Source organism: Streptomyces sp. NPDC006332 (assembly GCF_040612855.1).
Taxonomy (GTDB): Bacteria; Actinomycetota; Actinomycetes; order Streptomycetales; family Streptomycetaceae; genus Streptomyces.
The window spans coordinates 77,822-104,304 of sequence record NZ_JBEXRA010000016.1; the positions used below are offsets into that span (position 1 = coordinate 77,822).

General features: G+C 68.8%; 27 protein-coding genes and 1 pseudogene. 8 read left to right on the plus strand and 20 right to left on the minus strand.

Going from position 1 to position 26,483, the window contains the following annotated elements; translation table 11 throughout:
* Nucleotides 1-14 precede the first annotated feature (14 nt).
* Nucleotides 15-1,214 carry an amidohydrolase gene (locus ABZ027_RS17005; protein WP_356768915.1) on the minus strand — a complete coding sequence of 400 codons (1,200 nt, stop codon included), beginning with the start codon at nucleotides 1,212-1,214 and terminating at the stop codon, nucleotides 15-17.
* A gap of 246 nt (nucleotides 1,215-1,460) precedes the next feature.
* Entirely contained in the window at nucleotides 1,461-1,874 is a 414-nt protein-coding gene (locus tag ABZ027_RS17010; protein ID WP_356768916.1) for an ATP-binding protein, read from the minus strand.
* Nucleotides 1,875-2,132: 258 nt separating this feature from the next.
* On the opposite strand from ABZ027_RS17010, the gene ABZ027_RS17015 reads away from it, so the two are divergent.
* Together ABZ027_RS17015 and ABZ027_RS17020 are read left to right on the plus strand one after the other, a co-directional pair.
* Entirely contained in the window at nucleotides 2,133-2,936 is an 804-nt protein-coding gene (locus ABZ027_RS17015) for a helix-turn-helix transcriptional regulator (protein WP_356769077.1), read from the plus strand.
* Between the two features lie 8 nt (nucleotides 2,937-2,944).
* Nucleotides 2,945-3,139: a DUF397 domain-containing protein gene (locus tag ABZ027_RS17020; protein WP_356768918.1), complete on the plus strand. Its 195-nt coding sequence runs from the start codon at nucleotides 2,945-2,947 to the stop codon at nucleotides 3,137-3,139.
* Here ABZ027_RS17020 and ABZ027_RS17025 read toward each other — a convergent pair.
* The 10 genes from ABZ027_RS17025 to ABZ027_RS17070 form a co-directional block, all read right to left on the minus strand.
* Nucleotides 3,136-5,760, minus strand: coding sequence for a SpoIIE family protein phosphatase (locus ABZ027_RS17025; RefSeq protein WP_356768920.1), 2,625 nt, complete (start codon nucleotides 5,758-5,760; stop codon nucleotides 3,136-3,138). The two genes, ABZ027_RS17020 and ABZ027_RS17025, sit on opposite strands and share 4 nt — an antisense overlap.
* 250 nt (nucleotides 5,761-6,010) lie before the next feature.
* Nucleotides 6,011-6,418 (minus strand): ATP-binding protein, encoded by a 408-nt coding sequence (locus ABZ027_RS17030; protein WP_356768922.1) that lies wholly within the window; start codon nucleotides 6,416-6,418, stop codon nucleotides 6,011-6,013.
* Between the two features lie 120 nt (nucleotides 6,419-6,538).
* Nucleotides 6,539-6,949, minus strand: a complete 411-nt coding sequence (locus tag ABZ027_RS17035; protein WP_356768923.1) for a (deoxy)nucleoside triphosphate pyrophosphohydrolase — start codon at nucleotides 6,947-6,949, stop codon at nucleotides 6,539-6,541.
* A gap of 45 nt (nucleotides 6,950-6,994) precedes the next feature.
* The gene (locus ABZ027_RS17040) at nucleotides 6,995-7,186 is read right to left on the minus strand and encodes an SPOR domain-containing protein (RefSeq protein WP_356768925.1); all 192 of its coding nucleotides are present in this window, start codon (nucleotides 7,184-7,186) and stop codon (nucleotides 6,995-6,997) included.
* Between the two features lie 444 nt (nucleotides 7,187-7,630).
* Nucleotides 7,631-8,383 carry a GntR family transcriptional regulator gene (locus ABZ027_RS17045; protein WP_356768927.1) on the minus strand — a complete coding sequence of 251 codons (753 nt, stop codon included), beginning with the start codon at nucleotides 8,381-8,383 and terminating at the stop codon, nucleotides 7,631-7,633.
* Between the two features lie 147 nt (nucleotides 8,384-8,530).
* Complete coding sequence (locus ABZ027_RS17050; protein WP_356768929.1) at nucleotides 8,531-9,751, minus strand: DUF4190 domain-containing protein; 1,221 nt, start codon at nucleotides 9,749-9,751, stop codon at nucleotides 8,531-8,533.
* 221 nt (nucleotides 9,752-9,972) lie between these two features.
* Nucleotides 9,973-10,884, minus strand: a complete 912-nt coding sequence (locus ABZ027_RS17055) for a transporter substrate-binding domain-containing protein (RefSeq protein ID WP_356768931.1) — start codon at nucleotides 10,882-10,884, stop codon at nucleotides 9,973-9,975.
* The gene (locus ABZ027_RS17060; RefSeq protein ID WP_356768933.1) at nucleotides 10,881-11,669 is read right to left on the minus strand and encodes an amino acid ABC transporter ATP-binding protein; all 789 of its coding nucleotides are present in this window, start codon (nucleotides 11,667-11,669) and stop codon (nucleotides 10,881-10,883) included. Before ABZ027_RS17060 ends, ABZ027_RS17055 begins: the two co-directional genes overlap by 4 nt.
* Complete coding sequence (locus tag ABZ027_RS17065; protein WP_356768935.1) at nucleotides 11,669-12,469, minus strand: amino acid ABC transporter permease; 801 nt, start codon at nucleotides 12,467-12,469, stop codon at nucleotides 11,669-11,671. The genes ABZ027_RS17060 and ABZ027_RS17065 overlap by 1 nt, the downstream gene beginning before the upstream one ends.
* Nucleotides 12,466-13,671: an amidohydrolase gene (locus ABZ027_RS17070; RefSeq protein WP_356768937.1), complete on the minus strand. Its 1,206-nt coding sequence runs from the start codon at nucleotides 13,669-13,671 to the stop codon at nucleotides 12,466-12,468. The genes ABZ027_RS17065 and ABZ027_RS17070 overlap by 4 nt, the downstream gene beginning before the upstream one ends.
* 116 nt (nucleotides 13,672-13,787) lie before the next feature.
* On the opposite strand from ABZ027_RS17070, the gene ABZ027_RS17075 reads away from it, so the two are divergent.
* Nucleotides 13,788-14,918, plus strand: a complete 1,131-nt coding sequence (locus ABZ027_RS17075; RefSeq protein WP_356768939.1) for a DUF5937 family protein — start codon at nucleotides 13,788-13,790, stop codon at nucleotides 14,916-14,918.
* A 161-nt stretch (nucleotides 14,919-15,079) separates the two neighbouring features.
* Nucleotides 15,080-15,586, plus strand: a complete 507-nt coding sequence (locus ABZ027_RS17080) for an ATP-binding protein (RefSeq protein WP_356768941.1) — start codon at nucleotides 15,080-15,082, stop codon at nucleotides 15,584-15,586.
* 168 nt (nucleotides 15,587-15,754) lie between these two features.
* Here ABZ027_RS17080 and ABZ027_RS17085 read toward each other — a convergent pair whose 3' ends face one another.
* The 6 genes from ABZ027_RS17085 to ABZ027_RS17110 form a co-directional block, all read right to left on the minus strand.
* A complete protein-coding gene (locus ABZ027_RS17085) occupies nucleotides 15,755-16,657 on the minus strand; it encodes a tripartite tricarboxylate transporter permease (RefSeq protein ID WP_356768943.1) in 903 nt (300 codons plus the stop codon).
* Nucleotides 16,545-17,282, minus strand: a complete 738-nt coding sequence (locus tag ABZ027_RS17090; RefSeq protein ID WP_356768945.1) for a tripartite tricarboxylate transporter permease — start codon at nucleotides 17,280-17,282, stop codon at nucleotides 16,545-16,547. The genes ABZ027_RS17085 and ABZ027_RS17090 overlap by 113 nt, the downstream gene beginning before the upstream one ends.
* 1 nt (nucleotide 17,283) lies before the next feature.
* The gene (locus ABZ027_RS17095; protein WP_356768947.1) at nucleotides 17,284-17,793 is read right to left on the minus strand and encodes a tripartite tricarboxylate transporter TctB family protein; all 510 of its coding nucleotides are present in this window, start codon (nucleotides 17,791-17,793) and stop codon (nucleotides 17,284-17,286) included.
* Nucleotides 17,794-17,921: 128 nt separating this feature from the next.
* Nucleotides 17,922-18,737, minus strand: coding sequence for a tripartite tricarboxylate transporter substrate-binding protein (locus tag ABZ027_RS17100; protein WP_356768949.1), 816 nt, complete (start codon nucleotides 18,735-18,737; stop codon nucleotides 17,922-17,924).
* Nucleotides 18,626-18,952, minus strand: a complete 327-nt coding sequence (locus tag ABZ027_RS17105; RefSeq protein ID WP_356768951.1) for a hypothetical protein — start codon at nucleotides 18,950-18,952, stop codon at nucleotides 18,626-18,628. Before ABZ027_RS17105 ends, ABZ027_RS17100 begins: the two co-directional genes overlap by 112 nt.
* Nucleotides 18,949-19,137 carry a hypothetical protein gene (locus ABZ027_RS17110; RefSeq protein WP_356768953.1) on the minus strand — a complete coding sequence of 63 codons (189 nt, stop codon included), beginning with the start codon at nucleotides 19,135-19,137 and terminating at the stop codon, nucleotides 18,949-18,951. Before ABZ027_RS17110 ends, ABZ027_RS17105 begins: the two co-directional genes overlap by 4 nt.
* Before the next feature lie 48 nt (nucleotides 19,138-19,185).
* On the opposite strand from ABZ027_RS17110, the gene ABZ027_RS17115 reads away from it, so the two are divergent.
* Nucleotides 19,186-20,064, plus strand: coding sequence for a DUF5937 family protein (locus ABZ027_RS17115; RefSeq protein WP_356768955.1), 879 nt, complete (start codon nucleotides 19,186-19,188; stop codon nucleotides 20,062-20,064).
* A 241-nt stretch (nucleotides 20,065-20,305) separates the two neighbouring features.
* On the opposite strand, the gene ABZ027_RS17120 is transcribed toward ABZ027_RS17115, so the two are convergent.
* Nucleotides 20,306-21,397 carry a tyrosine-type recombinase/integrase gene (locus ABZ027_RS17120; RefSeq protein WP_356768957.1) on the minus strand — a complete coding sequence of 364 codons (1,092 nt, stop codon included), beginning with the start codon at nucleotides 21,395-21,397 and terminating at the stop codon, nucleotides 20,306-20,308.
* A 621-nt stretch (nucleotides 21,398-22,018) separates the two neighbouring features.
* Between ABZ027_RS17120 and ABZ027_RS17125 the strand changes: the two genes are divergently transcribed.
* The 3 genes and pseudogenes from ABZ027_RS17125 to ABZ027_RS17135 all read left to right on the plus strand — a co-directional run.
* The gene (locus ABZ027_RS17125; RefSeq protein ID WP_356768959.1) at nucleotides 22,019-23,005 is read left to right on the plus strand and encodes an AAA family ATPase; all 987 of its coding nucleotides are present in this window, start codon (nucleotides 22,019-22,021) and stop codon (nucleotides 23,003-23,005) included.
* Nucleotides 23,006-23,147: 142 nt separating this feature from the next.
* Nucleotides 23,148-25,646, plus strand: coding sequence for a S8 family peptidase (locus ABZ027_RS17130; protein ID WP_356768960.1), 2,499 nt, complete (start codon nucleotides 23,148-23,150; stop codon nucleotides 25,644-25,646).
* A gap of 126 nt (nucleotides 25,647-25,772) precedes the next feature.
* Nucleotides 25,773-25,931 (plus strand): annotated as a pseudogene (locus tag ABZ027_RS17135) (helix-turn-helix domain-containing protein); the annotation flags it as partial.
* Nucleotides 25,932-25,959: 28 nt separating this feature from the next.
* Here the strand turns inward: ABZ027_RS17135 and ABZ027_RS17140 are convergent.
* The coding region (locus tag ABZ027_RS17140; RefSeq protein ID WP_356768962.1) for a PQQ-binding-like beta-propeller repeat protein at nucleotides 25,960-26,483 on the minus strand (524 nt) is incomplete at its 5' end.

The following is a 26,483-nucleotide window of genomic DNA, read 5'->3' on the forward strand; positions in this document are numbered from 1 at the left end:
GCAACGGCAGCAGGTCAGGCAGCCCCCCACGCCGACTGAGCCCGCCCGGCAGGGCCCGCGCTCGTGTGGGTGCGCTCCGCGATCCAGCCCGCCATCGCCCGCACACCGACGCCGATGGCACGCTCGTCCGGGGAGAAGTCGGGGTAGTGCGGATAGCTCGTCGTGATGGGGGCGCCCGGTGAACGGACACCGAGGAAGGTGTACGTGCCGGGGAGCCGGTTCAGGAAGAGGGCGAAGTCCTCGCCGCTGAAGGGCGGGAAGGCGGCACGGAGCTCGGTGACGTGGTCCTTGCCGAGGGTGCAGCGCAGGTGGCGGCCGAGCCGGCGCGCGTCGCGTTCCGGGCAGACCATGGCCGGGAACGGCTCAGCGGGAAAGCGCACCCCGGCCCCCGCGTACGGCATGGCCAGCCGACGGATGTTCTCGCGCACCTCGACGTACCGTTCCTGCGGCCAGCAGCGGTAGGACACAGTCACCTTGGCCTCCTGCGCTGTTGCCCGGAGGGCTACGAACCGGGTCAGCGGCCCGTCGGGAGTCTGCGCCTCGGCGACGATCCGCTCCAGGTCCGCGGGGGTCTGCGGCAGAGCCACGGTTGCGAGCGCGCCGATGTCGACGGCCAGGCGCCGCGCGGCATCTTGTGCGTCCGGTCCGGAGAAGGTCACCTCCGCCTTGTCCTGGCCCGGCATCCCATAGCCCCCAGTCACGGCGAACTGACCGACAGGGAAGGGCCCGCAGTGCAGCGCGTGGATTTCCTCCACGTGCTCACGCTCCAGCACGCCCGAGTCGATCAGTGCGCGGGCGCCGGACAGGCTCTCCTCGGCAGGCTGGAAAAGGAAGACCGCCGTTCCGCTCAACTGCTGCCGGAGCCGCGCCAGGACCCGCGCGACGCCGATGCTCACCGTGGTGTGGATGTCGTGTCCGCAGAGATGAGCCGGCGCGGGACCTCCGCCGACGATGTCCTTGGGCGGAACCGCGTCCATGTCCGCCCGGTAGGCGACGGTCCGGCCCGGACGCGAGCCCTTGAGGACCGCGACGACTCCATTGCCGCCCACCGCGGTGGTGACGGTCAGCCCCGCCGCCCGCAGCTCGCGGGCCACCACGGCGGCGGTGCGCTGTTCCTGCCCCGGGGCCTCGGGGTGCTGGTGGATGTCCCGCCGCAGCTGAATCAGCACGCGGTCCAGACGCTCCGCCTCGGCGTCCACCGCCGCCTGCTTCACCGGCCCTCTCCACCCACCCGCTGCGGCCGTTCCCCCGCCTCCCCACACCAGTCCCGCACCGACTGCCGCCGTACCGGCCAATAACGTGCGACGGTCGAGTGCACGCTCCGTGTGACGCTCCACTGGTTTCCCCTTTGATTCACGTCGTCTTCCTGGGCATACGATCGCCGTCCACCGATGTCATTGCCCATCCGGTGGGCCACCTCTCGACGGTGGGGACAGCCACACCATGGGACAGAAGCGGACTCACACCGCGGCCAACTCGCACCACACGAACTTCCCCCGATTCCCCTGCCTGGCCAGCGGATGCCACCCCCACAGATCGGAACAGGCCCGCACCAACGCCAGCCCCCGCCCCTCCTCCAGATCGACCCCCTGCTCCCATGCCCTCGGCGGCTCCGGCGGCTCCGGGTCGGCATCCCACGCCCCGATCCGCAGCACCCCTGCCGCCCACCGCACCCTGAGGGCGGCGGGCCCCTTCGTGTGACGTACGGCGTTGGACACCAACTCCGCCGCGAGCAGCTCCGCGACGTCCACCAGGCCGATCAGCCCATGCATCGTGAGGATCAGACGGAGAGTGCGCCGACTGACGGTGACGGCTCTGAGGTCGTTCGGGATGTAGAGGGAGTACTCCCAGGGTTCGGCTTCGTTTTCGGGCATGCGTGAACTCCGTTCGGTGGTGGGGGTTTGCGCGGTCGGCCGGCGGTGGCATTGCCGCGCCGTCATGGCAGGACGGGGCGGTGCGCTTCCGGTACCCCGGCGTTTCCGCAGCGTGTACGTCGCGTCACCGACGGTAGATCTAAATCTAGAGATTCAGCAAGCCGATCGCGTAATCTGGCGCCGAACGAGTCGTGCCTTCGGGCGCGTTGAGCCGAGGAGCGATCGAGAACCTTGAGGCGTGAACCAACGGCCCGCCAGATGCGCCTGGCGACCGAACTGCGCAGACTGCGCGAAGCGGCAGGCCTCAACGCTCGCCAGGCGGCCGCACTGCTCGGAGTGAGTCCCGCCCAGATCACTCATATCGAGTCCGGACTCGCGGGCGTGAGCGAGAAGCGGCTTCGCCGCCTCGCGTCCCATTACGCCTGCACGGACGACGAGTTGGTCGATGCCCTGGTCGCGATGGCCACCTACCGGACAAACGGCTGGTGGGAGGAGTACCGGGGGCTGCTGCCCACGTCGTTCCTGGATCTGTCGGAGCTCGATCACCACGCCTCGTTCCGGCGCGACGTAGGCATCCTGTACGTACCCGGACTGCTCCAGACTGAGCAGTACGCACGGGCAGTCTTCTCCTCCAGGGTGCCCGAACTCACGACCGAAGAGCTTGAGTTGCGCGTCGCTCACCGAATGGCACGCCAGGAGGTCACCTTCCCGTACGAGGCGGTGATCCACGAAGCGGCGCTACGTATCAGGGTCAGCGACCGCCCGGCCTCGCGGACTCAGCTCACCCGACTCCTGGAGCTTTCCGAAACGGACCGCATCACCCTGCGGGTCATCCCCTTCGACCTGGACGGCTTCTCCAGAGCCTCAAGCACCATGACGTATGTGGGCGGCCCTCTGCCCAAGCTGGACACGGTGGTGCGTGACGCGCCGCACGGCTCCGTGTTCATCGATTCCGAAGCCCAGCTCAACGCGTACCGAACACGCTTCCGTAAAGTGGAGGCTGTATCACTTGAGCCCGAACGGTCGCGCGACTTCATCCACGAGCTGGCCAAGGAGCTGTGAGGCACCCCATGAAGACTCCCGACAACTGGCGGAAGTCGTCCTACTCCGGCGAGGGCGATGGGAACGACTGCGTCGAGATCGCCAACTTCCCCACCCACGTCGCCATCCGCGACACCAAGACCCCGACAAGGGCAACCCTCACCGTCCCCGCCGAAGCGTTCACGACCTTCGTCGAAGCCCTGAAGACACCCCCGGCCGCCTAGAACAAACTCAACAACGCCTCCGCCGGATCCGCCAGCGTGTGCTCCCCGTCCGGCAGCGGGAGTTCGAACCACACCGTCTTGCCGCGGGGGGTACGTCGGGAACCCCACGCCGCGCTGAGGAGGCCGACGAGTTGGAGGCCCCGGCCGCCCTCGTCGGTGTCGCGGGCGCGGCGGCGGCGCGGCTGGACCAGGCCGGAGTCCCAGACCTCGCAGACCAAGGTGCGGTCCAGCAGGAGGCGCAAGCGGATCTCACCCTCGCCGTACCGCAGGGCGTTCGTCACCAGCTCGCTGACCAACAACTCCGTCGTGTCGACCAGGGGTTCCATGTCCCAGCTGATCAACTGGTTGCGGGCGTACTCACGGGCCTTGCCCACGCTGCGTGGCTCGCGCGGCAGGGTCCAGTCGCCGACCGAGTTGGCGGGCAGGCCCTGGACGCGGGCCATCAGCAGGGCGATGTCGTCCTCGCCATGGTGGGTGTCGAGGGTGTTGAGGACGTGGTCGCAGACATCCTCCAGCGGGGCGGAGGGATCGGTGAGCGTGCCGACGAACGCCTGGAGGCCCTCGTCGAGGGGATGGTCGCGGCTTTCGACCAGTCCGTCCGTGTAGAGCGCGAGGAGGGCGCCCTCGGGGAGATCGACCTCGACCTCCTCGAAGGGCTCGCCGCCGACGCCGAGCGGCATGCCCGGCGGCACGTCGAGCATGAGGGCCGCCTCGCCGGGCTCGACCAGTACGGGAGGCAGATGGCCCGCGTTGGCGAAGGTGCACCGACGGGTCACCGAGTCGTAGACCGCGTAGACGCAGGTCGCTAGGTACACCTCGGACAGGTCGGCCTCGCGGGGGCGGCGGGCGGCGCGGGTGGCCTGCTGGACGCCACCGGGCGCCCCGAGACCGCGCGCGATCTCGTCCAACGCGGAGAGCACCTCCGCCGGTTCCAGGTCCAGCAGGGCCAGCGTCCGGACGGCGGAGCGCAGTTCGCCCATCGCGACCGCCGCCCGCAGCCCGCGGCCCATCACGTCGCCCACCACCAGGGCCGTACGGTGGCCCGGCAGTTCGATGACGTCGAACCAGTCGCCGCCTACCTCGCTCGGCCGGTCGGAGGAGGAGTTGCCGGGCAGATAGCGGCAGGCGATGTCGAGACCGGAGGCGACCGGGTCGCCGGGAGGCAGCAACGACCGCTGCAGCATCAAAGCCCGTTCGTGCTCGCGCCGGTACAGGCGCGCGTTGTCGATGCAGACGGCCGCGCGGGCCGCCAGCTCCACCGCCAGGTCACGGTCCCGGTCGCCGAACGGTTCGCTGCCCTTGGTCCGCGAGAACTGCGCCAGGCCCACCACCGTGTCGTGGGCGACCATCGGCACGGCGAGCGTCGACTGGACCAGGCCGCCCTCCTCGGCGGGGATGTACTGCGGCTTGGCCGTGCGCAGGGCGTCCGCGCAGGGCGAGTTGAAGGGGTAGTGGTGGACCGCGCCGAGCGAGACGGGCTTGCCGGAGCCGACGAAGGGCGCGTCGGAGACGGCACTGGCGAAGGCGACCCGGCGCAGTTCGGCGCTGCCGTCGGCGAGACCGGGCGGGGTCTCGTCGCCGGCCAGCAGCCCTTGGTACAGGTCGACGGTGGCGAGGTCGCAGAACCCGGGGACGACGACGTCGAGGAGTTCGCGGGCGGTGGTCTCCAGGTCGAGGGAGTTCCCTATGCGGGCGCCCGCCTCGTTCAGCAGGGCGAGGTTGCGTCGGGCGGCGGCGGCCTCCCGGGCGGCGGCACGGCGGGCGGTGATGTCGAGTCCGAGCCAGGCGATGCCGATGGGCCGGCCGGAACCGCTGTGCACGCGGTACAGGTTGATGGACCAGTGGCGGCGCTCGTCGTGGCCCGGCACGAAGCCCGTGACGTGCATGTCCGTAATGGAGTTGCCGGTTTCCAGCACCCGGCGCAGGGTCGCGGCGACCCGCTCGGCCTCGGAGCGCTGGAGGTAGTCGTGGACTCCGCGGCCATGGTGGTCGTCGGGGCTGCCGCCGAAGGTGTTGGCGAACTGCTGGTTGGCGCGGCGTACCCGCAGGTCGGTGTCGATGAGCAGGAAACCGAAAGGAGATTGGCCGAATATTGACTGCGAGGCGGCAAGGTCGGTCTCGATGCTGCGCAACGTGCGCACGTCCACGACGATGCAGACGGCGGCCTTCTCACCGTCCTCGGTGCGCGTCGGCATGACGTAGACCTCGGCGAGGCCCTGCCGCCCGGGCTCCCCTGCGTCCGTGTCCGGCACCCGGAAGGGGACCACTCCGGTCCACTCCCGGCCGTCGAGGATCTCCGCCATCTTGCGCTGGCCCCGCTCACGCAGATCGGGGTCGATGAACGCCTCGATGGGATCCATGCCCACGGCCCGCTGGGCCGGGATGCCGAAAAGCTGCTCGGCGCGCAGGCTCCACTGGTCGACCAGCCCGCCGGGACCGATGGAGAACGAGGCGACCTTGATGTAGTCGTAGATCGAGCCGGGTGGGCTGCTCTGCCACATGGCGTCACCGGGCGGCACCTCGCCCGGCACGGTCTCCGCCGCGGCGTCAGCCGCAGCCCCGACCCCCGCGCGGTCCGCCGGGTCCTCGGACCCCGTGGCCTTCGCTGGTATCTCGCTCACGCGAACCGTCCCCTCCAGCTCACCGTGTCCGGCACCGGTCACCGGCAGCGGCTGCCCGCAGTATCCAGCACTACGTCGCCGCACAACACGGTGTTCACGATCACAGCACGGTCCCGATGGTTTTCGGTCCGGACCGCGCCAACACCAACAGTCTTCTAACCAGCGGACACCTCGTCGAATCACTCCTGCCGACAACCGCCACCGGCTGAACCCGTCCGTGGACAGCGCGGGCCCGGACGTACACCCCGGATCACCCCGGTACGGCGAGTTCGAACCACACCGTCTTACCCGATTCGCCGGGCCGGGTACCCCAGCGGCTGGAGGAGCGCGCGAGCAGGAGCAGCCCCCGGCCGCTCTCGTCATCGGGGCGGGCGATCCGCTCGCGGGGCGGGTCCGGGAGCGGGTCGGAGACCTCCACCAGCAGGACACCACCCAAGTGGGCGGGCCGCACCAGCCGTACCCCGATGGGGCCGGTGGCGTGCCGCAGGGAGTTGGTGACCAGTTCGCTGACGAGCAGGGCGGCCAGGTCGGTGAGGCTGTCGAGGTCCCACTCGCGCAGCAGGCCGCGGACGGCGTCGCGGGCCGCTCGCACGGCGTCCGGTCGCGCGGGGAAGGTCCACTCGGCACAGTCGCCTTCGGTGTCGATCACGCCGATCACATCCCAAGGCCGACCAGCTCACCCATGTCCGGTTTCATGGGGTTAATGGGCACATACCCGATATAGAGAGGGCAGTACCGCACTCGGCGGCGCACTGTGGCACGAACGGCGTACGGGCGATCAGCGCGCGCGGCTGTCGAGCAGCGCGACCGTCGCGCGTACGGCGGGTACGTCCTGCTCCAGCCAGTCCACGTCCCACAGTTCCTCGGGCGTGAGCCAGCGCAGTTCGTCGTGGTCCTGGAGGGGCCGGGGCCCGTCGGAGCCCGGGAGTAGCCGGGCGGTCCACACCTGGAGGACGTACGGCGCTCTCAGGGGCCACTCCCCCGGCACCCGTTCGCCATGCTCGGCGGCGATGCCGAGTTCCTCGCGCAGTTCGCGCACGAGGGCCGCCTCGGGCGTCTCGCCCCGTTCCACCTTGCCGCCGGGCAGCTCCCAGCGACCGGCCAGTTCGGGGGGCGCGCTGCGGCGCGCGGCGAGGAGGCGGCCGCCGTCGAAGAGGGCGGCCCCCACCACCACGATCCGTTCCGTCATGCGCCGGAGCCTACGGGAGGGCGGGCGGGCCGGCGCGGGGCGGGATCAGTCCGCCGAGCTCGTTCCGTTCGGGCCGATGCGCTCGACCCAGTAGAGCTGCTTGTGGCCGCGCCCGTCGAGACTGTCCGCGATCTTCTGGGCCTCGGCCCGGGTCGCGTACCGGCCCACGCGATAGCGATTGCCGCTGTCGTCCTGCCGTATGACGAGCCAGGGAAGAGTGATCGTGCTGTCGTTCATCGCGCCCCTCCGCTTCCCGTCCGCTGCCTGCGCCGCGCCCCACCCGATAAGGAAACCGCATTCCGCATATGCCCGAGCCTACGCCCAACCTTTACGCAGCGAACACGGCTTTTCACAAAGAGGTACGCAACCAGCCATGACGGACCGACCGCCCCCGGGGCGCACTCCGCCGAACGCGCCCCTGGTCCCTCCCGCTGTCTCGGGGCGGCGGCATGACCGACGCGCACTCGCCGACCTGCGAGAACGGCTGGATACCAACCTCCCGCGCAGCGGCGTCGGTTGGGTACTCGCCCGAGGCAACTGCCCGGAGGGCGTGCGCCGTTCACACCGGAAACGTGCGCGACGTCACTTCCGGATGGCGTGCGGGGCGCGTTCGGTGCGCTGGGCGCGTTCGGTGCGCTGGGCGCTTTCGGTGTGCGGGGCGCGTTCGGTGTGCGGGGTGCGCTACTTCACCGGCAGGTGGTACGCGACCTGGTAGCGGTCGGCGGGGATGACCAGGTCGGCCGTCTCCACCGGGCGGCCCGAGGCGTAGTACGTGCGCTGGACGACCAGGACGACATGGCCGGGGACGCCGCCGAGGGCGAGCAGTTCCTCCGCGAGGCCGGGGCGGGCGCCGACCTCCTCGGTGACGTTGTCCACGACGACGTCGATGGCGGCCATGCGTTCGACCACGCCCATGCCGCCGACGGGCCCCTCCTCGGGCAGCATTACGGGTGTGCGGCCGGTGAGGGCGAGGGGCTCCCAGGAGGTGGAGAGCATCATCGCCTCGCCGGCCTCCCGGAAGACGTAGTGCGTGCGCATCACGCGGTCGCCGGGCGCGAGGGCGAGCCGCTCGGCGACGGCGTCGCTCGCTTCGGCCTGCTCACTGCTGGACTCCCAGGTGCCGTGCGCCTCACCGTCGGCCTGCTCCTGGCGGAAGGGGGTGGCGCTGTCGGCCGGGCGGTATCCGGAGCGGACGATACGGCGGGGAACGAGGTGCTCGCGCACATACGTCCCGGAGCCCGAGCGGCCCTCGACCAGCCCCTCGGCCATCAGCACCTTGCGCGCTTCGAGCGCGACGGTGTCCGAGACGCCGTACTCCTCGCGGATTCTGGCCTGGGACGGGAGGCGGGTGTGCGGTGGCAGCGAACCGTCGACGATCTTCTGGCGGAGATCCCCCGCGACGCGCAGATACGCCGGCTGCTCACCGATTGTCACTGGCCGCTCCCATCAGGTTGTACAGACAGCAACAGCGTGGCAACCGTAGGTTCCCCGACGCAAGCAAAGGCCAGAGAATCACTCGATGTGATGACATGCGCCCGTGACAGGCTTTACGCAGGCACTTTCTCCCCGCTATGGGCACCGTCACACATCGAGACCGGAGTCACCTCCGCCGTCGCCCTTGCCGTCCCCGTCGCCGTTCCCCTTGCCGCCGCCGTCTCCGTCGGACGAGGGCGGGGTGGTGGCGAGTCCGAGGGCCTTGCGCGTGCTGACGGACCTGTCGGGGTCGTCGAGGCGGATCGCGTCGTCGTAGTGCTGGTAGAACGCGTCCACGTCCTGGGCGTCGGCCGCCTCGGCCCACGGCTTCTCCAGGGCCTCCAGGTCCCTCACCAGGGTGTCGACCGGCTCCCGCACGTCGGCGGGCCACGTGTGGTCACGCAGCAGTCCGACCTCCTCGGTGAGCGCGTCCGACACCTCGCCGGCCCACTCGGTGTGGGCGGCCAGGTCGTCCTCAGGGGCATCCACGGGCGCCGAATCCAGGGCGGCGTCCAGGAGGTTGGCCGCCTTCAGGTAGGCGATCTGGTCGGCGTCGAAGGCCGCTTGGTCCTTGTGCAGCGAGCCGCCGGGCAGGCTGCCCCGCTCGTCGGTGTTGCCGAACGCGCAGGTGATGTCGCGGTCGCCGGTATGCCAGCTGTCGGCGGACGGGACGATGAAGTACACGTCCACGTCGGCCGGCAGGGCCCAGGTGTCCATGGCGTACGACGACCGGAGCGGGTAGCACTTCTCCCCGGCCATGTCGCTGACCTCGTCGTCGCCGGGGAACCGGCCGCCCGGCACCTTGACGACGGCGAACACCTCCCCGTCGTGACGGTCGGCGCAGGGCACCTCGTCGAGGTCGTAGAACGCGCCCTGCAATCCGTCGGGCGCGTCGAAGCACTCGCCGCGCGAGAGCGAACCGTTGCCCCGCGCCCCCTCCTTGAAGCCCTCCCAGGCGTCGGAGAGCGCTCCGGTGGCCAGCGCCACGATCCACAGCGCGAGCCCGAGGGAGGACAGCACGGATCCGGTGATGGCCATGCTCCGCCCGCGCTCCCCCTTCCGCCGGATCTGACCGAGCGCCACCAGCCCCAGCACCAGCCCGACCGCCGGCACACAGCACAGGATGCCGAGCACCAGCGAGGCGACGGCGAGGGCGTTGACGGGCGCCGGCCGCGCGTACGGGCTGTAACCCTGGCCCCAGGTCTGGTACGGCGGCGGCCCATAGGGTCCGTACGGCCCCGGACCCGGCCCCGGCGGGTACTGGCCCTGGGGGTACGGCCCTTGGGGTTCCTGTGGCTGCGGGGCCCCAGGGGGCGGGGGTATGGACACGGGTACCGTGCTCCTGGTCCGGGCGGAGTGCCGGGACGGCGACCGTACGGGTCGGGCGTCCCGGATCGACGAACAACAGAGCGCATCGTAAGGGCGAGCGCAGACGAGTGGCCGGCCGGGCCCGGACTGAGGTTGCCGAGCGTATCGACGTGCGGATGTCACGGGTTTACCGGACATGCTCTCGACGGGGGGCGCGGACCTTGATCTGCGCCCCTGTTGGTTCAGCCGTAGGTCGGGGCCAGGTCGGGGTTCTTCGTGATCTGCTGGGCCAGCTTGGGGCGTTCCAGGATCAGGTCATGGGCGATGGGATCGTGGAAGTACTTCCTGTAGAGCTTGATGTAGGTGCCGTCTTCGATCATCGCGTCGATCTGGGCGTCGATGTCCTTCAGCAGATTCGGGTCGCCGTCCTTCGGGAGCGGGAACGCGCTGCCCTGCAGGCTGTCGAACTCCACGGCGATGCGTACCGGTTGCTTCCGGGCGTACTCGTCGGCGTCGGCGCCGCCGAGTACGACGCCCTTGACGCCGCCTGAGAGGAGTTGGGTGATGAGCGCTGTCTGGTCCTTGAACTTGACCAGGTGGGCTCCGGGCATCTCGCGGGTGACGAACGTCTCCTGTACGGATCCGCTGACCGCGCCGACCCGCTGGCCGTCGAAGTCGGGCACCTTGTTCTGCTTGCCGCTCTTGAGGGTGACGATGTCGGTGAAGCCCCAGTAGTAGGGCGTCGTGAAAGCGACTTGCCTCTTGCGTTCGGGGGTGGCGCCGACGCCTGCGACGCCGATGTCGTACTGCCCGGCAGAGAGGCCGGCGAGGATGCCCTGCAAGTTGGTGCTCTTGTACTGGACCTTCACGCCGAGGCGCTTCGCGGCCTGGTTCATCAGGTCGACGGCGAAGCCGCTCGGCTTGCCGGAGGCGTCTACGACTGCGAAGGGCGGCTGTTCGGCCTGGGTGGCGGCGGTGATCACTCCGGGCTGGACCAACTTGTACTTGGCGGACGCGGAGTCCGCGACCTCGCTGCCTCCGCCACAGGCGGTGAGCGCGGGCAGCAAGGCGGCGGCCGCGGTGGCGGCGAGCAGGGATCTGCGAGTACACGAGATGTGCATGGTCTGGGCTTTCTGCTGAGGAGGGGCGTTCACAGGACCTGGTTGAGGAACTGGCGCAACCTGGGGTGCTGGGCGCCTTCGAAGATCCGGTCGGGGGTGTCGATCTCGGCGAGGCGGCCGTCGCACATGAAGGCGACGCGGTCGGCGGCCTCCTGCGCGAAGCCCATTTCGTGGGTGACGACGGCCATGGTCATGCCGCCCTGAGCGAGGTCACGCATCACGGCGAGCACGTCCTTGACCAGTTCGGGGTCGAGCGCGGAGGTGGCCTCGTCGAAGAGCATGAGCTCCGGTTCCATGGCGAGGGCGCGAGCGATGGCAACGCGCTGCTGCTGCCCGCCGGAGAGCCGACTGGGCCGCTGTTGGGCGAATGCCGCGAGACCCACCTCGTCCAGATGACGTCGCGCGGTGGTGCGTGCCTGTTCACGCGTCATGCCTTTGACGGAGGTCAGCGCGAGGGTGACGTTGCGTTCGACGCTCATGTGCGGGAAGAGGTTGAAGTGCTGGAAGACCATGCCGACGCGGGCGCGGGCGGCGTCGACGTCGGCGCCCGGCGCCGTCAGGCAGGTCTCGCCGAGCCAGATCTCACCCGCGTCGGGCCGCTCCAGCAGGTTGAGACACTTGAGGAGCGTGGACTTGCCGGAGCCGGACGGCCCGATCAGGCAGAGGGTCTCTCCCCGCTGGATGTCCAGGGTGATGTCCCGCAGGACGGTGGTGTGGCCATAGCTCTTACGGAGGGCGGTGACCCGCAGGGCGGCGGAGGCGGCGGGTGCCTTGGCTGCGGAGGGCATCGGTTCCTCACCGGTGGTCGTGGGGCTCATCAGCTCTCTCCTCCCGCGGCCTGGACCGGGGTCTTGGGCAGGTCGGGTTCGGCGGGTGCGGGAGCGCTGCCGGAGTGCGGGCCTTCGCGCAGTCGCCTGTCGAGGTAGTTCACGAAGTACGTCAGGGGGATGGTGAGGGCGAGATAGCAGATGCCGGCCGCGATCAGGGGCGAGGAGTTGTACGTCCGCGCGACCTCTTCCTGGGCGATGAAGTACAGCTCGCGCTGCCCGACGGCCAGACCGAGGAGATAGACCAGAGAGCTTTCCTTGATGTCCTTGACGAACTGACCGGCCATGGCGGGCAGCACCCGTCGGATGCCCTGGGGCACGACGACCAGGCGCATGGCCTTGAGGTAACCCATGCCCAGGCTGCGGGCGGCCTGCAGCTGACCGGGGTCGACGCTCTGGATACCGGAGCGGAAGATCTCTGCGGTGTAGGCACCGGAGATGATCCCGATCGCGAGGATCGCGTACCCGAACGGGTCGGTGCCGAAGGGACGGATGCCTGCGGCGGGCAGACCCACGCCCACCAGCATCACCGTGATGATCACGGGCAGGCCCCGGAAGACGTCGACGTAGATCCGTGCGGGCAGGCGTACCCACCAGCGTTTCGACAACAGCAGCATGGCGGCCAGCAGTGCGACGGCGACGCCCAGGACGATGGCTCCAGCGGCGATGGTCAGGGTGTTGAGAAGCCCCTCGGTGATCAGCCGGGGAAAAGTCTGGGCGATCAGGTCCCACTTGAAGAACGTGTTGATCAGGGCGTCGGACGCAAGGGGTACAGGGGACGAGGAGGTCATCGCGGTTCCTGACCATGAGCGGGGACGGAGGTGGATGCCTGGAACTCGGCGCGGACCTCGTCAAGAAGGCGTGGATCCTCGAGTAGGTCCAGGACCAGTGCGGCCAGCGCGGCGGACATGGTCTCGACCGCGTCGTGGGCGCGTTGGCTGCGGGCGGCCTCGCGCATCCGGACGGAGTGCCCGGGGGTCTCGCGCGGGCAGATCTGGACGTAGGGATGGATCACCGGCAGCGCCAGCGAGACATTGCCGATGTCGGAGGAACCGGCCGGATGCTGCGGAGACGGCGGCTCCAGTTCGAGACCGAGGCCGACAGTGTAGGCAGCGAGCCGGTCGGCCATCACCATGTTGTTGTTGCGTTCGGTGTACCGGGGCGCGGTCTCGACGTGGTCGACGGTGGTGCCGGTGGCCAGCGCGGCTCCGTCCGCTGCGGCGAGCACCCGGGGCAACAGGGCGTCCAGGGCCGTGGAGGTGGCCTCACGGACGAAGATGTCCACCTCCGTGTGGTCGGGGACCACGTTGGGGGCGGCACCTCCACGAGCGATGATGCCGTGCACCCGGGCGGTCGGAGGCATGAACTGCCGCAGGGAGTCGACCGCCGCGAGGAACAGCTGTGCTCCGGCGGCGGCCGAGCGGCCGTCCCAGGGCGCCTTCGCGGCGTGCGCCGCGACCCCGTGGAAGTTGATCCGGAGGTGACTGGCGGCGAGCGCATGCCGGGCGCGAAGGCTGCGGTCCGCCGGATGGAACATGACCGCCGCGTCGACTCCCCGGAACACACCGCGCTCCAGCATCAGGATCTTGCCACCGCCGCCTTCCTCACCTGGCGTGCCGATCACCTTGAGGGTGCCGCGGTGGCCGGGACGCACGGCGGCCGCGGCGACGGCGGCGGTCAGCCCGCCTGCCGCGATGAGGTTGTGGCCGCAACCGTGGCCTATGCCCGGCAGCGCGTCGTACTCCAGGAGAACCGCGATCGTGGGGCCGTCCGAGGACCCCTGGTGCGTCGCGGTGAACGCTGTCGGCAGATCCGCCACTCCCTTGTCCACCTCGAAGCCCGCCACGGACAGCCGGGCGGCGAGCTGCTCGACCGCGTAGTGCTCCTCGAACCGGGTCTCCGGTGTGCCGTGGAGGTCGAGACTTAGCTGATCGAGCGCGGTCCGGCGCTCGTGCACTGCGGCACGAAGGTCGGCGGGGACATGAGGGGTCATGGCAACTCCGGGCTGGTCCGTCGGGGTTGCCGGAACCGTAGGCGGAGTGGAAGGCCGTACCTACAATGGTTGACGAGGGTGCGGTAACCAACGTGCTCGACGGGTCGGAGGTGGCCATGAGCGTCGTCCTCTCACTCGCCGGAGCAGGCCCCGCACACGTCCTGGCGGGCGCGTCGCAGCTCGCGGAGCTGACCGCCGCGCTGCACGCCTACACGGAGGCCGAGCACCACCCCTGGGCGATGCGCTGGGCTCGCGGCCTCGAGGCAGACCCGGACCGCGGTGACACATCGGTGCAGGGCACGGCATCCGCCTCCACGCTCACTCCGAAACTGCGCCGTCGCATCAGGGAATGGGCGCCCCTGTGGGCCTCGTACCGGGCCCGCTATCTCCTCCCGCTGAATGCGGCAGGAGACCGTGTGCTCACCGAGGAGCTCGCGGACATCGAGAGCCTGCCGCTCCCGCTCTTCGCGGAGCTGACCGGCTACGCGATCCGAGGCGGCAACTCCGGCGCCCCGCTGAACCGGGTTCTCCGCGATGAAGGGCAGCGTGCGGGGTTGCTGGCGGCGACGGAGCGCCGTTCCACCGCCAGAGCCGAGCTCGCGCGCAGGCTTCTGGACGCCCCGGACGCGCTGCGCGCGGATCTGCTCGACCTTCTGACCGGAGCTGCCCTGGCCCTGGAGCCGGACCTGACCCGGGCCGAGCGTGCGATCGCCGCCCAGCTGACGAGACTGCGCATGTCGATCGAGCATGACGGGCCGGGCAGGACTCTGGCCGGTCTGGATCCCTCGGCGTCGTACCGCGACGAACCGCCACGTGTCGTCTTCGACAAGTTCCACCACGGAATCGTGAACGTCGCCACCACCCCGGTGCTTGTGGTGCCGTCGGCCTTCGGTCGCCCGCACCTGCTGGTGAAGCACGAGCCGGGTTTCGCGGCAGTGGTCCAGTACCCCGTGCTCGTGGAGGGCGACGACCAGCCCGGCTACGCGGTCGTGCACCGTCGCCTTGAGGTGCTGTGCGATCCGGGCCGCCAACGCATCGTGCGTGCCATCGCGCGGGAACCACTCACCCCGTCCGATCTGGCCGACCGCGGCGGCATGTCCCTGCCCCAGGTGTCCCGCCACCTGGCGCGGTTGCGTGAGGCCGGCCTCGTCACGGTCGAACGCGACGGACGCCGCGCCTACTACCAGCTGAATCTCGAACGGGTGCGCCGCATGGGCGACGACCTCCTGACCGCTTTGTTCCACTGACCGCGCAGCGGTCATCGCGCGGTGATCGCGGGGTCATGGAGAAGAGAGGCCGAGACTTGCCTGCACCGCGGCAAGTCTCGCCGTAGTCGTCGGCAGGATTCGTAGCGTGGCTGTCCCCGGGGGCTGTCCGCCTCCCGGACCAGCGAAGGAGCCCGAGCGCCGTGAACGCCGAGTACCGCAGGACCCGGTCCATCCAGGTTCCCGTCCATGCCGACGAAGTCCCTCTCGTCCGCGGATCCGTCCTCGTCATCCTCCGGGAATGGGGGATACCGGACGCCGACGATGCCGCCCAGGCCGTACGCCTGATCGTCTCGGAGCTGCTGACGAACGTCGTACTCCACGCGTCCGCGGCCACGGTCGAAGCCCGCGTCACCGTAGAACTGCTCAACGGTGACCGGATACGTCTGGGAGTGCACGACAGTCATCCCGCCTGGCCGTCGCTCAGGCGGAGCGACGCCAACACGCCTCACGGCCGTGGCCTGTTGATCGTGCACGCGCTGCTCGAGGAGCTGAGCGGGGTCATGTTCGTCGAGCGAACAAGCGACGGAGGCAAGACCGTATGGGCAGTCCTGCCCCACAGCGGCCACGCACGGATCGCGGAGCCCGGGTCTGGCGGGGCGGCGGGGATGCCGCTGCCCGTGTTTCAGGCCGAGTCGTCAGCGGCGTAGCGGTGTCGGGCTCATGGTGCTGGACAGACCCTCACCTGGTGAACAGTCGAGGCCGCCGCACTGGACGATGCGCCTGGCGACGTCCGGCGCGGCGGCATTGGCCCCCCGTTGAGAGGCGCAGGTGCGTCGCACGACACGGCGACGGACATCGGTCCGCGCCGGCTCCGCCTACTCGGGTTCCGGGAGACGGACCTTCGTACGGCGCCGCAGCAGCACGGGTCCCACCAGCGCGACCAGAGCCAGCGACAGGATCGCTGCCGAGGCGGGTCGGGTGAGGAAGACCGCCGGGTCCCCTTCGCTGAAGGCCAGGGCCCGTCGGAACTGAGCCTCCATGAGCGGTCCCAGCACCGCACCGAGGATGAGCGGTGCGATGGGGTAGCCGGCGCGGCGCATGCACAGACCGAGGACCGCCACCCCGATGGCGATCATCATCTCGAACGTGCTCTGCGAGAGCGCGTATACGCCGAGGAGGGCGAAGCACAGGATGCCCGCGCTGAGGACCGGTGCCGGGAGGCGCAGGAGCCTGACCCAGATCCGGACCATGGGGAGGTTGAGTACCAACAGCATGACGTTGCCGATGTAGAGGCTGGCTATGAGCGTCCACACGAGTGTGGACTGCTGCTCGAACAGCTGGGGCCCGGGCTGGAGGTTGTAGATCTGGAAGGCGATGAGCAGGACCCCCGCCGTGGCTGAGGTGGGGATGCCGAGCGTGAGGAGTGGCATGAGCACGCCGGAGAAGGCGGCGTTATTGGCTGCCTCGGGGCCCGCTACGCCCTCGATGGCGCCCCTGCCGAACTCGTCCTCGCCCTTGCCACGCTCCTTCCGGCGCTTCGCGAGACGACGCTCGATGTTGTAGCTGAGAAACGTGGGGATCTCCGCGCCGCCGGCCGGCATCGCGCCGAAGGGCACGCCGAGGACGGTGCCGCGCAGCCAGGGGCGCCAGGAGCGGCGCCAGTCGTCACGAGTCATACCGACCCTGCCGTGCAGGGAGGCGACCTGCTCCGACTGGTTCGGGGTACAGGTGGTGAACAGCACCTCGGCGACGGCGAAGAGACCGACGGCGAGGGCCACGACAGGCGAGCGGGATGCCGTCGTACAGCTGTGGCAGACCGAACGTGTAGCGGGCTTGGCCGGTGAGGGCGTCGATGCCGACGAGCCCGAAGGTGAGGCCGAGGAAGAGGCTCGAGAGGCCGCGGATCACCGAGTCGCCGATGAGCGCGGCGACCGTGACGAAGGCGAGCACGATGATGGCGAAGTACTCGGCGGGCTGGACCTGTTTCGCCACAGCGGACATGCCGGGCGCGAGGAAGGTGATCACCACCGTCGAGATGGTGCCCGCGACGAAGGAACCGACCGCTGCGGTCGCCAGAGCGGCTCCGGCCCGACCCCTTCTGGCCATGGGATGGCCTTCGAGGGTGGTGGGTACGGAGGCCGTCTCGCCGGGAACGTTGAGAAGGATCGCGGTGGTGGATCCGCCGTACATGCCGCCGTAGTAGATGCCGGCGAAGAGCACGAGGGCGCCGACCGGGTCGAAGACGAAGGTGACGGGCAGCAACAGGGCGACCGTCGTGGCGGGGCCGAGTCCGGGCAGCACGCCGACCAGCGTGCCCAGGGTCACTCCGGCCAGCGCGAGCAGCAGGTTCTGCAGGCTGAGGGCGTGGGCGAAGCCGCCGCCGAGATTGCCGAGAACTTCCATTTCAGAAAGCCAATCGCAGGTAGCCGGGCGGCAGGTCGATGCCGAACAGCCGATCGAAAACGAAATGGGTCGCACATGCGAGGACGAGTCCGACCACTGCGTCACGCAACAAGTTGCGACTTCCCTGGATGCGGGCTGAAGCGGCGTAGAAGACAGCTGTCGCCTGCCAGTAGCCGGCGAAAGGCATGATCAGTGCGTACGCGACCAGAGTCCCCAGAAGAACTGACGTCGGACGCCACCGTGCGGGGGGCGCCGGGGCCCGGTCGGAGCGCTCCTCCGGCTCGGCAAGCTCCCTGGTTCCGGCCGGCCGCCGCAACCGGGTGCCGAGCATTGCTCCGAGCCGAGGGCCCAGGAATTCCTGTAGGACGCCGACGGCGCCGACGAGGGTGCCGGCCGCACCGACGAGAATCGGGAACGGACGCGGGCCCACCGCCTGGAAGCCGCCGCCCTGCGGAATGCGGAATGCGCCGATCAGCACCGTGAGGCCAACGGCGAGGATGAAGAGCGCCATCACCCGGGTCCCGAGTGGCGGCCGGTCGGCGGCCGGCCGCTGCTCGGGGCCCCCGGGTATGGAGGCCTGCGGGAGCTGCGGATGCTGCTCGGCCGACCGGTTCGGCCCGGACGGCTGCTGAGAGGCGGTCACTTCACGAGCCCCAGTTCCTTGAGGACCTCATTGACCTGACCCTCCTGCTTCTCGATCAGGCCGCCGAACTCGTCGCCAGGGGTCCAGGCATCCGCCCAGTCGTTCCGCTTCAGCACACTCTTCCAGCAGCTCGTATCACGCATCTTGCGCATCATCTTCACGATGGCCTGCTGCTGGGCGTCGGACAGGGCGGACGGGGCAAGAACACCGCCGACGCTCCCGAGGGCAGCCTCCTCCAGCCCCAGTTCAGCCAGCGACGGGGCGTCGATGCCCTTGATCTCCTGCCCTTCGGACTTTTCGGCGAGGGCGAGGACCTTCAGGTCTCCGGCCTCGATCTGGCCGCGGAGTTCGGTGACAGTGGAGATGCCCACGGTCGCGGCGCCGCTGAGCAGCAGACTGACCGTCTCGCCGCCACCGCCGGTGGGCACGTAGTTGAATTTGGAGGGTGTGACGCCTTGGCTCTTGGCGAGCAGCGCCGCCTGGATGTGGTCGGCGCCGCCGAGTGAGCCACCGGTCCACTTGACCGACTTCGGCTTCTTCTTCAGTTGGGCGAGCAGACTCTCCAGATCGTCGTACGGAGAGTTCTTCGGTACGACGATGGCGCTCGGGGACTTGGTGAGGCCGGCCACGGGAGTGAGCGACCTCAGGTCGACCGGGGACTTGTTGACGGCGATGCCGCCCAGCACCGTCACCGTGTCCATCACCACGAGCTGGTGCGGGTCGCCCTTGTGTTGGACGAAGTCGGCCAGGCCGATCGTGCCGCCGGCCCCGGTTTGTTGCTCACGGTGACCTTCTGGTCGATCACCTTGCACTGGGTGAGAGCCAGGGCCATGCCTCGTGCGCGGGTGTCCCAGCCGCCGCCGGGGCTGCCGGGGGCGAGCAGCGAGATGCCCTTGGTGGGATACGCGACCGCCTTCCCACTGTCCCTTCCGCTGTCCGCGGCCCCCACGGCGCAGCTGCTGATCAGGCTCGCGGCCATGAGGACGGCGGCGGCACGGACGGCCGGTCTGACGTACGGATTCCTCATCGGGCTCTCTCTTCTCTCAGAATCGACGTGAAGAATTCCTTGACGGGTTCGAGGATGTGCATCGCCGCGTGGGCCACACCCGGCACGACGTCGAAGCGCACCGGGATGCCGTGCCGCTCGAAGTCCGCGCTCAGTGCGCGCAGCCGCTCCAGCCGCGTCCGGCCGTGGGCGTCCGCGCCGTCCATCCAGTTCGAGTCGCCGACGTTGTTGATCTCCCAGGTCTGGGTGCCACGGTGTGGGCTCCCCTGTGGGGCGCGTTCCGGGCGCGCTATCTGCTGCCACTGGCCACGGGGCCCGAGCGTTCACTGGACACCGAGCTCGCCGAGGTGTCGCGACTGCCCGTCGAAGCCTTCACAGCGCTGACCCTGGAGGCGCTGATCAGCAAGAACCGAACCTCCGGCGAGCCGCCGCAGGACCCGGCGGGGGCTCTACGGCGGTTGCGGCTGATCTCGTTGCGCCGCTACGACCTGGGACTTCGGCTGATCGACGACGCGGCCCGGTTCCGGGACGAGTTGTTGGGCTTCCTCGCTGCCTTCGACGCGGCGCTCTTCGACAAGGAGTGGCGCCGGGTGCGGGCCGAGGTCAACGCCGATGCCCGGGCCCGGCAGCGGCAGCTGCGTCTGCACGGCGTCGCGGCGGCCTTCGACGGCATCGGCACCGCGTCGGACGACCCGCCCCGCGTGATCGTCGACAAGCTGGACCACGCGACAGCGCGGCTGGACGAGTGCACGCCCTGCATCCTCGTGCCGAGTGTGCACGGAGATCCGCACATGGTCGTCAAGCACGTCCCCGGCTATCCGGTCGTCGTGCAGTACCCGGCGATGCAGAACGCGGCGACGGTCTCCGTGGGACAGGTCCAACGGCGAATGGCGGTGCTGGCGGACCCGACCCGACTGCTGATCTGCCGGAACATCCTGCGTCGCCCCGCGGCCACGGCGGAGCTCGCGGCCCGACTGGGGATGACATCGCCTCAGGTCTCGCGGCATCTGCGGCAGTTGCGCGAGGCGGGGCTCGTCCTGACGCACCGGGAGGGGACCGCTGTGTACTACCGGCTCAACACCGAAGCCATCGGACGGCTCGGCCCTGATCTGCTGGTCGGCCTGCACCACTGAACGAACCACCATCGACAACGGTGAAATGGTCGTCCGGGTCGTCCAGGTCGGACGCCGCTCCAGGTCCACGAGTCGGACTCGTCAGAGCCCGACCCCTTCTGACCTGCATTTTGACGGATCTATCTCACGTCCATCAACGGGGAAGCTACACGTTGAACCGGAATGTTTAGTGCAGCGCTCCCACCTGCGGAAACGTCCGTCGCACTGATCATATCCAGCACCGATCCAGCACCGTCGGGCCTCATCCACCACATCCAGCACCACACGCAACATGGCCAGGTGCCGGGGCGCACTGAGGCCCCGGCCGCATGGCGTTCTGAAGGATCTCCCGGCACCGGCTCCACGCCCGCGGCACGAGGTGTCCGTAGGTGTCGACAGTGACCTTGATGGACCGATGCCCAAGCCAGCGAGAGACCTCATGGATGGGAATGCCATGGGCAAGCGCCGTCGAGGCGAAGAAGTCCCTCAGGATGCGCGGCGTGTACTTCGGCCTCCCCCGGCTGCCCACAAGCCCTGCAGCGACACACCCTTTCCTGAAGTGATAGCCGTACGTCGACGCAGTGGGCATTACGCCCTTGCCGCGGTCGCGGGGTGCGAAGAACACGGACAGCTGCCGGTGCTCGCCAGACGGACCGGTGAAGTCAACCGGCACGGGAGCCCACTGCGAGAGGTGCGCGTCAATCTCCTTGTCGAGAAACGGCGCGACCGGAATATCGCGGTACTCGCCCTCAACCCGGGCCTTGAGCGGAACGAACGTCGCGCGGCAATCACGACTGCGGGCTCTCGAGCTGACCTGCCAGCGCACCCGAACGGAGCCGGACCGTCTGCACTCGGCCGACAGCGCGAGGGCCTCGCTGACCCGCAGACCAGCTGCTGCTTGCAGATAGACGGTGAGCCGGTACTGCGGGGCGATGCATCGAGCGAGCAGATCGACCTCATCGAGAGAGGGGATCTCATCAGCATCTACCGGACGCAGCCGGGAGCGGCCGATCCGGACGCCCTTTGCCGGGTTGCACGGGATGCGGCTATCAACGACGGCAGCCTCCAGCATGGCTGACACCAGGACCAAGCGATCGTTGATCGTGGCAGCCGCCATCCCTTGTCCACGGTTGTAGACGGCTGCGGCGAACCTCTCGATGTCGGAGCGCCTCAGTCCTACCAACGTCTTGCGCCCGAGATGCGGAACCAGGTGGTTGCGCACGAACCCTTCGTAGTTTCGGCGCGTCCCTTCGCCGATGCTCTTGCGCTCCAACCAGCCGTACGCCCATTCACGCACTGGCGTGGCCTCCGGCTCGGGGTTGAGGCGCACGCCAGTCCGCTTGCCGTCTTCCATCTTGACGGCGAACGCATCAGCACCATCAGGCCCTGCCCGTCGGGGGAACGACTTCTCCCTCTGGCGCCCCCTTCTCCCGCCCGGCTCGCGATATCGCACCGTCCACCCATGACCACACCCTGCCTTCCGACACGGGTAGGCCCGATGCCTCACGTCCTTCTTGCACCGCTGGAAGACGCTGGCCACGGCAGCCTGCCTACCCGCAGCGGAAGCGAAGTACAGCCAACATATTCCACCCCAAAAGGATCACGATGCGACAAGCCTTCTGCCCGGAGCCCGCTTCTCGTACTGCACCGTCACCTCGCTTACAGAGTCCTGCTCGCCTCCTACCTGGCACTCGAACGATGCGGCACCGGCTGCCAATCGAGAAAGGGATGGGGGGCTAATCCCCCCTTTCCAGCGAACTGCGCGGCCTGATCTTCCATCGGCTCTCGCTTCCGCGGCTAAAAACGCGGGACGGAACGGCCGTCTCTGTCAAGCATGATCCGCAGCGCTCTCAGCGGGTGATGCAGGTCTGGGCAGCAGCCTCCTGTCGAGGGCCGTACGATGCTTTTGCAGGTGTCCACCGGCTCCTGGGTAGACCTCCCTTACGGGACGCGGGCATCGGAAGGGTGACGGGCGATGGCGGCGAACGCCGAGCACCTGAAAGCTCTGGTGCGCGCGCACGCCGAGGCCAACGACGACCTCTTCTACAGCGTTGCCCTGCAGGTGGCAGCCAAGTCGGCTCGCCAGGGGCAAGGAAAGTTCGCAGTAGAGCTGCGTGATCTGGTTGAGGCAGCCCAGCAGAAACCGGGCAGGGCCAGCAACCAAAATGCCGCCACTCCAGTAGTACAGCCGCGCGGCGAGCTGACCAGTCTCCTGACAGCGGGCTACCCGGACACCCAACTCGATGACATGACCCTCGACACGGGGCTGCGAGCGTCACTGGATCGGGTACTGCACGAGCAGCGCCAGCGCGCTCGGCTGGAGCGTTTCGGCTTCACACCAGTGCACCGAGTCCTGCTGTCTGGACCTCCAGGCACGGGAAAGAGCATGACCGCCGCAGCGTTGGCCGGCGAGCTGAAACTACCGTTGTTCACCATCCGCCTCGACGGTCTGATCAGCCGGTTTATGGGTGAGACCGCTGCAAAGCTGCGTCTGGTCTTCGATGCCGTAGCCCAGACCCGGGCTGTCTATCTGTTCGACGAGTTCGATGCTCTTGGCGCCGAGCGTGCGGCGGGCAATGACGTCGGCGAAGCACGGAGAATCCTGAACTCGTTTCTGCTGTTCCTGGACGAGGCTCCCTCTGAGAGCCTCGTCGTAGCCGGCACCAACCACCACCAGCTCCTGGACCGGGCGCTCTTCCGCCGCTTCGACATGATCGCGACCTACGGTCCGCCCACGCCCGATCAAGCGGTGCAGGTCATGCTCCGACGGCTAGCCGGAATGGATACCAGCACAGTACGGTGGTGCGCCGTGACAGACAGTGCATCCGGCCTGAGCCACGCAGAGCTGGTCAAAGCGGCGGAGGCGGCGGCCAAGCGGGCTATTCTGGGCGACAGTAACGTGGTGGACGAACGGCTGCTACTGGAGGCGCTGAGCGAGCGGCATGCGTCCCACCATGCCTGAGCCCGCCGCTCCTGCGAGGTCCACCCCGCATCTGATGGTTCCTTGGCAAGCCGCCACGCTTACACCGCGGCCGGAGACTTCTGGCGGAGGCGGGCCGGACCTGGTCCAGCGAGAGGACCGGCAAGGACACGCCGCTGCGCTGGTGGGTGGCCTGGAGACGGCAGAACACGAGTCGGCTCAGATCGCGCGACACATCTCCGATGCCTTTCAGCCGGACGGTTTCGCCGTGCGGATCGAGGCGGCGCCAGACCACCCTCTGATGCTGGAGCGTCTGGACGGCGCGGGCCTGACCCTCTTGAGCAGCCATCCGCAGTCCGCCGACGCGCCGCAGGACGCGCTGGTATGGATCCCGTTCGACAAGGTCGCCTCGTTCACGCAGCGGATCAACGACTTCACGGAAGACACCGACGGCGGCAACCCGAAGCAGGCCCCGCTGGTGGCCAATATGGAGCAGATCCAGCGGGCGCTGTTGGAGCACCTCTGGCAGGAACGGCAGGACCTGCCGCCCTTGCACGAGGAGCGGTGGTGGGAGCTGTGGTTCGATCCGCGGATCACGCCGACCGATCCGGTCGTCACCCTGCGAGCCCTGGCTGGCGAGCGGCAGTGGCGTATCAGCGACCGGGCGATCCGAGTAGGTGAGCGCCTCGTCGCGCATGTCGCGACGACCGGCGAGGAGCTGACGGTCCTGCTGGCCACGAACGCCTGTCCCGCCGAAATTCGCACGCCGACCTTTGCCGAGGGTCTGTACGCCGTCGATCGCGCCTTCCGCGTGGAACTCGTCGAAGATCTCGCTGGACGCATCGAGCCGGCTGGCCCGCAGGCCCCTGCAGTGTGTGTATTGGACACGGGCATAGCCCAGGAACACGCCCTCCTCAAGCCTGCGCTGCACGAGCGTGCCTACACCGTGCTGCCTGGCAGCACGCCGGCCGACCGGCACGGGCACGGCACGCAGATGGCTGGGCTCGCCTTGTTCGGTGATGTCTCTGCTGCTCTGCAGTCGAAAGACCCTGTAGTGCTGAGCCACGGTCTGGAGTCGGTAAAGATCCTCAACGATGGCCATGCGCCGGCAACGTCTCCGCGCACCTGCGCCGAGACGACCGCCAACGCGGTGGCGACCGCCGAGATCGGTAACGGCGGTCCCTCACCGTCGGCCCGGATTTTCTCGATGGCCATCACTCGGCAGTCGGGCGTCGGCGAGAACGGCGTTGACGGCACAGCGACCTTGTGGTCAGCCACTTTGGACGCCCTGGCCGCGGGTACGGACGTGACCGTTCGGGACGACCGTATCGACCTGATCGGCGCGCCCGACCCGGATGCATCACGATTGATCATCGTCAGCGCCGGCAACATCCGCGGCGCCAAGCCTCAACAGATGCGCACCGAAGAAGGCACGCTGGACCCGCTGCTGCTCGCCGATCTGTCGCGCATCGAGGAACCTGCCCACGCGCACAACGTGCTCACCGTCGGCGCTTGCACGCACCTGGATGCCATCCCCGATATCCCTTTGTTCCGCGATTACCGGCCGTTGGTCGCTCCGGGCGGCCTGTCGCCGTTCAGCCGGACCTCGGTGGCACTGGCCAATGCGGCCGTCACGAAGCCTGACATCGTGCTGGAGGGCGGCAACATGCTCGTCGCCCCGGACGACAGCATTCTGGACGAGCATGAGCTGCTCAGCGTGGCGACCACTCACCACGACCCAGCCCGTCAGCTGACCTGGACGAACGCTACAAGCGCTGCCACCGCCCAGGCGGCTGCACTGGCCGCCACAGCTATGAGCACCTACCCCGGGTTGCGACCGGAAACGGTCCGCGCCCTGCTCGTCCACGAAGCCCAGTGGACCCCGGCCATGGTCGATCAGGGACTGTTCAAGAAGACCGGGACTCCCAAGCTGGCCAAAGGCGAGGTCATGCGGCAGGTGATCCGCCGCTATGGCTGGGGTATGCCCACCGCCGAACGCATCCGCAACAGTGCCTCCAACGCCGTCACAATGATCGTCCAGAACACCTTGGTGCCGTTCAAGCGGGTCAAGGGCGGGCAGGTCCGGCTCGCCGAGCTGAAGCTGCACAACCTGCCGTGGCCCCTGGAACAGCTCCGCGAGCTGGCCGAAACCACCGTGGACCTGCGCGTGACGCTCGCCTACATGATCGAACCCAATCCAGGCCGGCGCGGCATGCTCGGCCGCTACAGCTACGCCTCACATGGTCTGCGCTTCGCCATCAAAGGCTCCACCGAATCCGGCGAGGCATTCCAGAGGCGGTTGGCCGAGCAGGCAGAACACGAAAGCGATGGGGTCGGCAATCCAAAAGCGTTCGAGTCCAACAGCCGCTGGCTGGTCGGCCCGCGGTTCCGCAACCTCGGCTCCCTGCATGCGGACATCTGGCGTGGATCAGCGGCCGAACTCGCCGACTGCGGCACACTCGCGGTCTACCCGGTCGGCGGCTGGTGGAAGGCAAACAAGCGCAATGACCGAATCGGTCTCCCCGTCAGCTATGCCCTCCTGATTTCCCTGCGCACCCCCGAGGTCTCCACCGACCTATACACGCCCATCGCCACCCAGCTTGGCGTGCCGGTCGATATCACTCCGAATGCCCAGACCGAGATCGTGGACGGCATCCCCATCCAGATGGAATTCGGCTGGTAGATGACCAGTCGGGACCGACTCAGCCGCACGAACGAGCAGCTCCAGGGCGTTGACTTCTGGCGCACTGACGAGTACCGCTCCTTCGTCCCGCCATTGCGCGCCGATGTGGGGCGCACCCTGGCGGGCAGCCTGGGACGCCTACTGCGCCTCGAGCGCGCACTGGCCATGGCCCGCACCGGAACCCCCATGGCCGAGACCGCCACCCGCACCGGCTACGCCGACCAGGCCCATCTGACCCGAGACGTCCGGGAGTTCGCGGGCATACCTCTCCCCCCGCCTTGCTGAACCACCCACCGGGCGCGCTCTGAGGAGGTTACACAGCCGAGTATGAGCACACGCGTTGGCCACTGCTCGGTTCCGGCCAGCCTCTGGCCAGAAGCCCTTCGAGATCGGTCCAGAGGAAGCATGCGATGTCCGGACCGTGGCCGATAAGGAATCCTGCGGGGATGGCCGCTACACAGAGACCGGTGTCAGGGAGTTGAGTGCTCCACATCTTCCGCCCGGTTGCCGGGTCCCACACGATCACGGTCTTGTCGTGGCCGGTTGTCACAGCTACGGGCGTCCCGTCCGGTAGCGCAGCGTTGCCGACGGCAGAGAGCCACTCCCTGTGGCCGGTGAGGGTGTGGCGGGGGGTGCCGGTTTCCAGGTCCCACACGATTGCCGTCTTGTCGTAGCTGGCCGTGACGGCGACGGGCGTCCCGTCCGGCAGGACGGCACCGGTCACTCCATTCACCTCACCGCTGTGGCCGGTGAGGGTGTGGCGGGGGGTGCCGGTTTCCAGGTCCCACACGATTGCCGTCTTGTCGTAGCTGGCCGTGACGGCGACGGGCGTCCCGT

Bases quoted from the DNA above. Each gene is read 5' to 3' on its own strand.
- ABZ027_RS17010 (WP_356768916.1), bottom strand. From the start codon at position 1,874: ATGCCCGAAAACGAAGCCGAACCCTGGGAGTACTCCCTCTACATCCCG.
- ABZ027_RS17015 (WP_356769077.1), top strand. From the start codon at position 2,133: ATGCGCCTGGCGACCGAACTGCGCAGACTGCGCGAAGCGGCAGGCCTC.
- ABZ027_RS17020 (WP_356768918.1), top strand. From the start codon at position 2,945: ATGAAGACTCCCGACAACTGGCGGAAGTCGTCCTACTCCGGCGAGGGC.
- ABZ027_RS17035 (WP_356768923.1), bottom strand. From the start codon at position 6,949: ATGACGGAACGGATCGTGGTGGTGGGGGCCGCCCTCTTCGACGGCGGC.
- ABZ027_RS17040 (WP_356768925.1), bottom strand. From the start codon at position 7,186: ATGAACGACAGCACGATCACTCTTCCCTGGCTCGTCATACGGCAGGAC.
- ABZ027_RS17060 (WP_356768933.1), bottom strand. From the start codon at position 11,669: ATGAGCCCCACGACCACCGGTGAGGAACCGATGCCCTCCGCAGCCAAG.
- ABZ027_RS17065 (WP_356768935.1), bottom strand. From the start codon at position 12,469: ATGACCTCCTCGTCCCCTGTACCCCTTGCGTCCGACGCCCTGATCAAC.
- ABZ027_RS17070 (WP_356768937.1), bottom strand. From the start codon at position 13,671: ATGACCCCTCATGTCCCCGCCGACCTTCGTGCCGCAGTGCACGAGCGC.
- ABZ027_RS17075 (WP_356768939.1), top strand. From the start codon at position 13,788: ATGAGCGTCGTCCTCTCACTCGCCGGAGCAGGCCCCGCACACGTCCTG.
- ABZ027_RS17090 (WP_356768945.1), bottom strand. From the start codon at position 17,282: ATGGAAGTTCTCGGCAATCTCGGCGGCGGCTTCGCCCACGCCCTCAGC.
- ABZ027_RS17095 (WP_356768947.1), bottom strand. From the start codon at position 17,793: ATGGCGCTCTTCATCCTCGCCGTTGGCCTCACGGTGCTGATCGGCGCA.
- ABZ027_RS17105 (WP_356768951.1), bottom strand. From the start codon at position 18,952: ATGAGGAATCCGTACGTCAGACCGGCCGTCCGTGCCGCCGCCGTCCTC.
- ABZ027_RS17110 (WP_356768953.1), bottom strand. From the start codon at position 19,137: ATGGACGGCGCGGACGCCCACGGCCGGACGCGGCTGGAGCGGCTGCGC.
- ABZ027_RS17120 (WP_356768957.1), bottom strand. From the start codon at position 21,397: ATGGAAGACGGCAAGCGGACTGGCGTGCGCCTCAACCCCGAGCCGGAG.
- ABZ027_RS17125 (WP_356768959.1), top strand. From the start codon at position 22,019: ATGGCGGCGAACGCCGAGCACCTGAAAGCTCTGGTGCGCGCGCACGCC.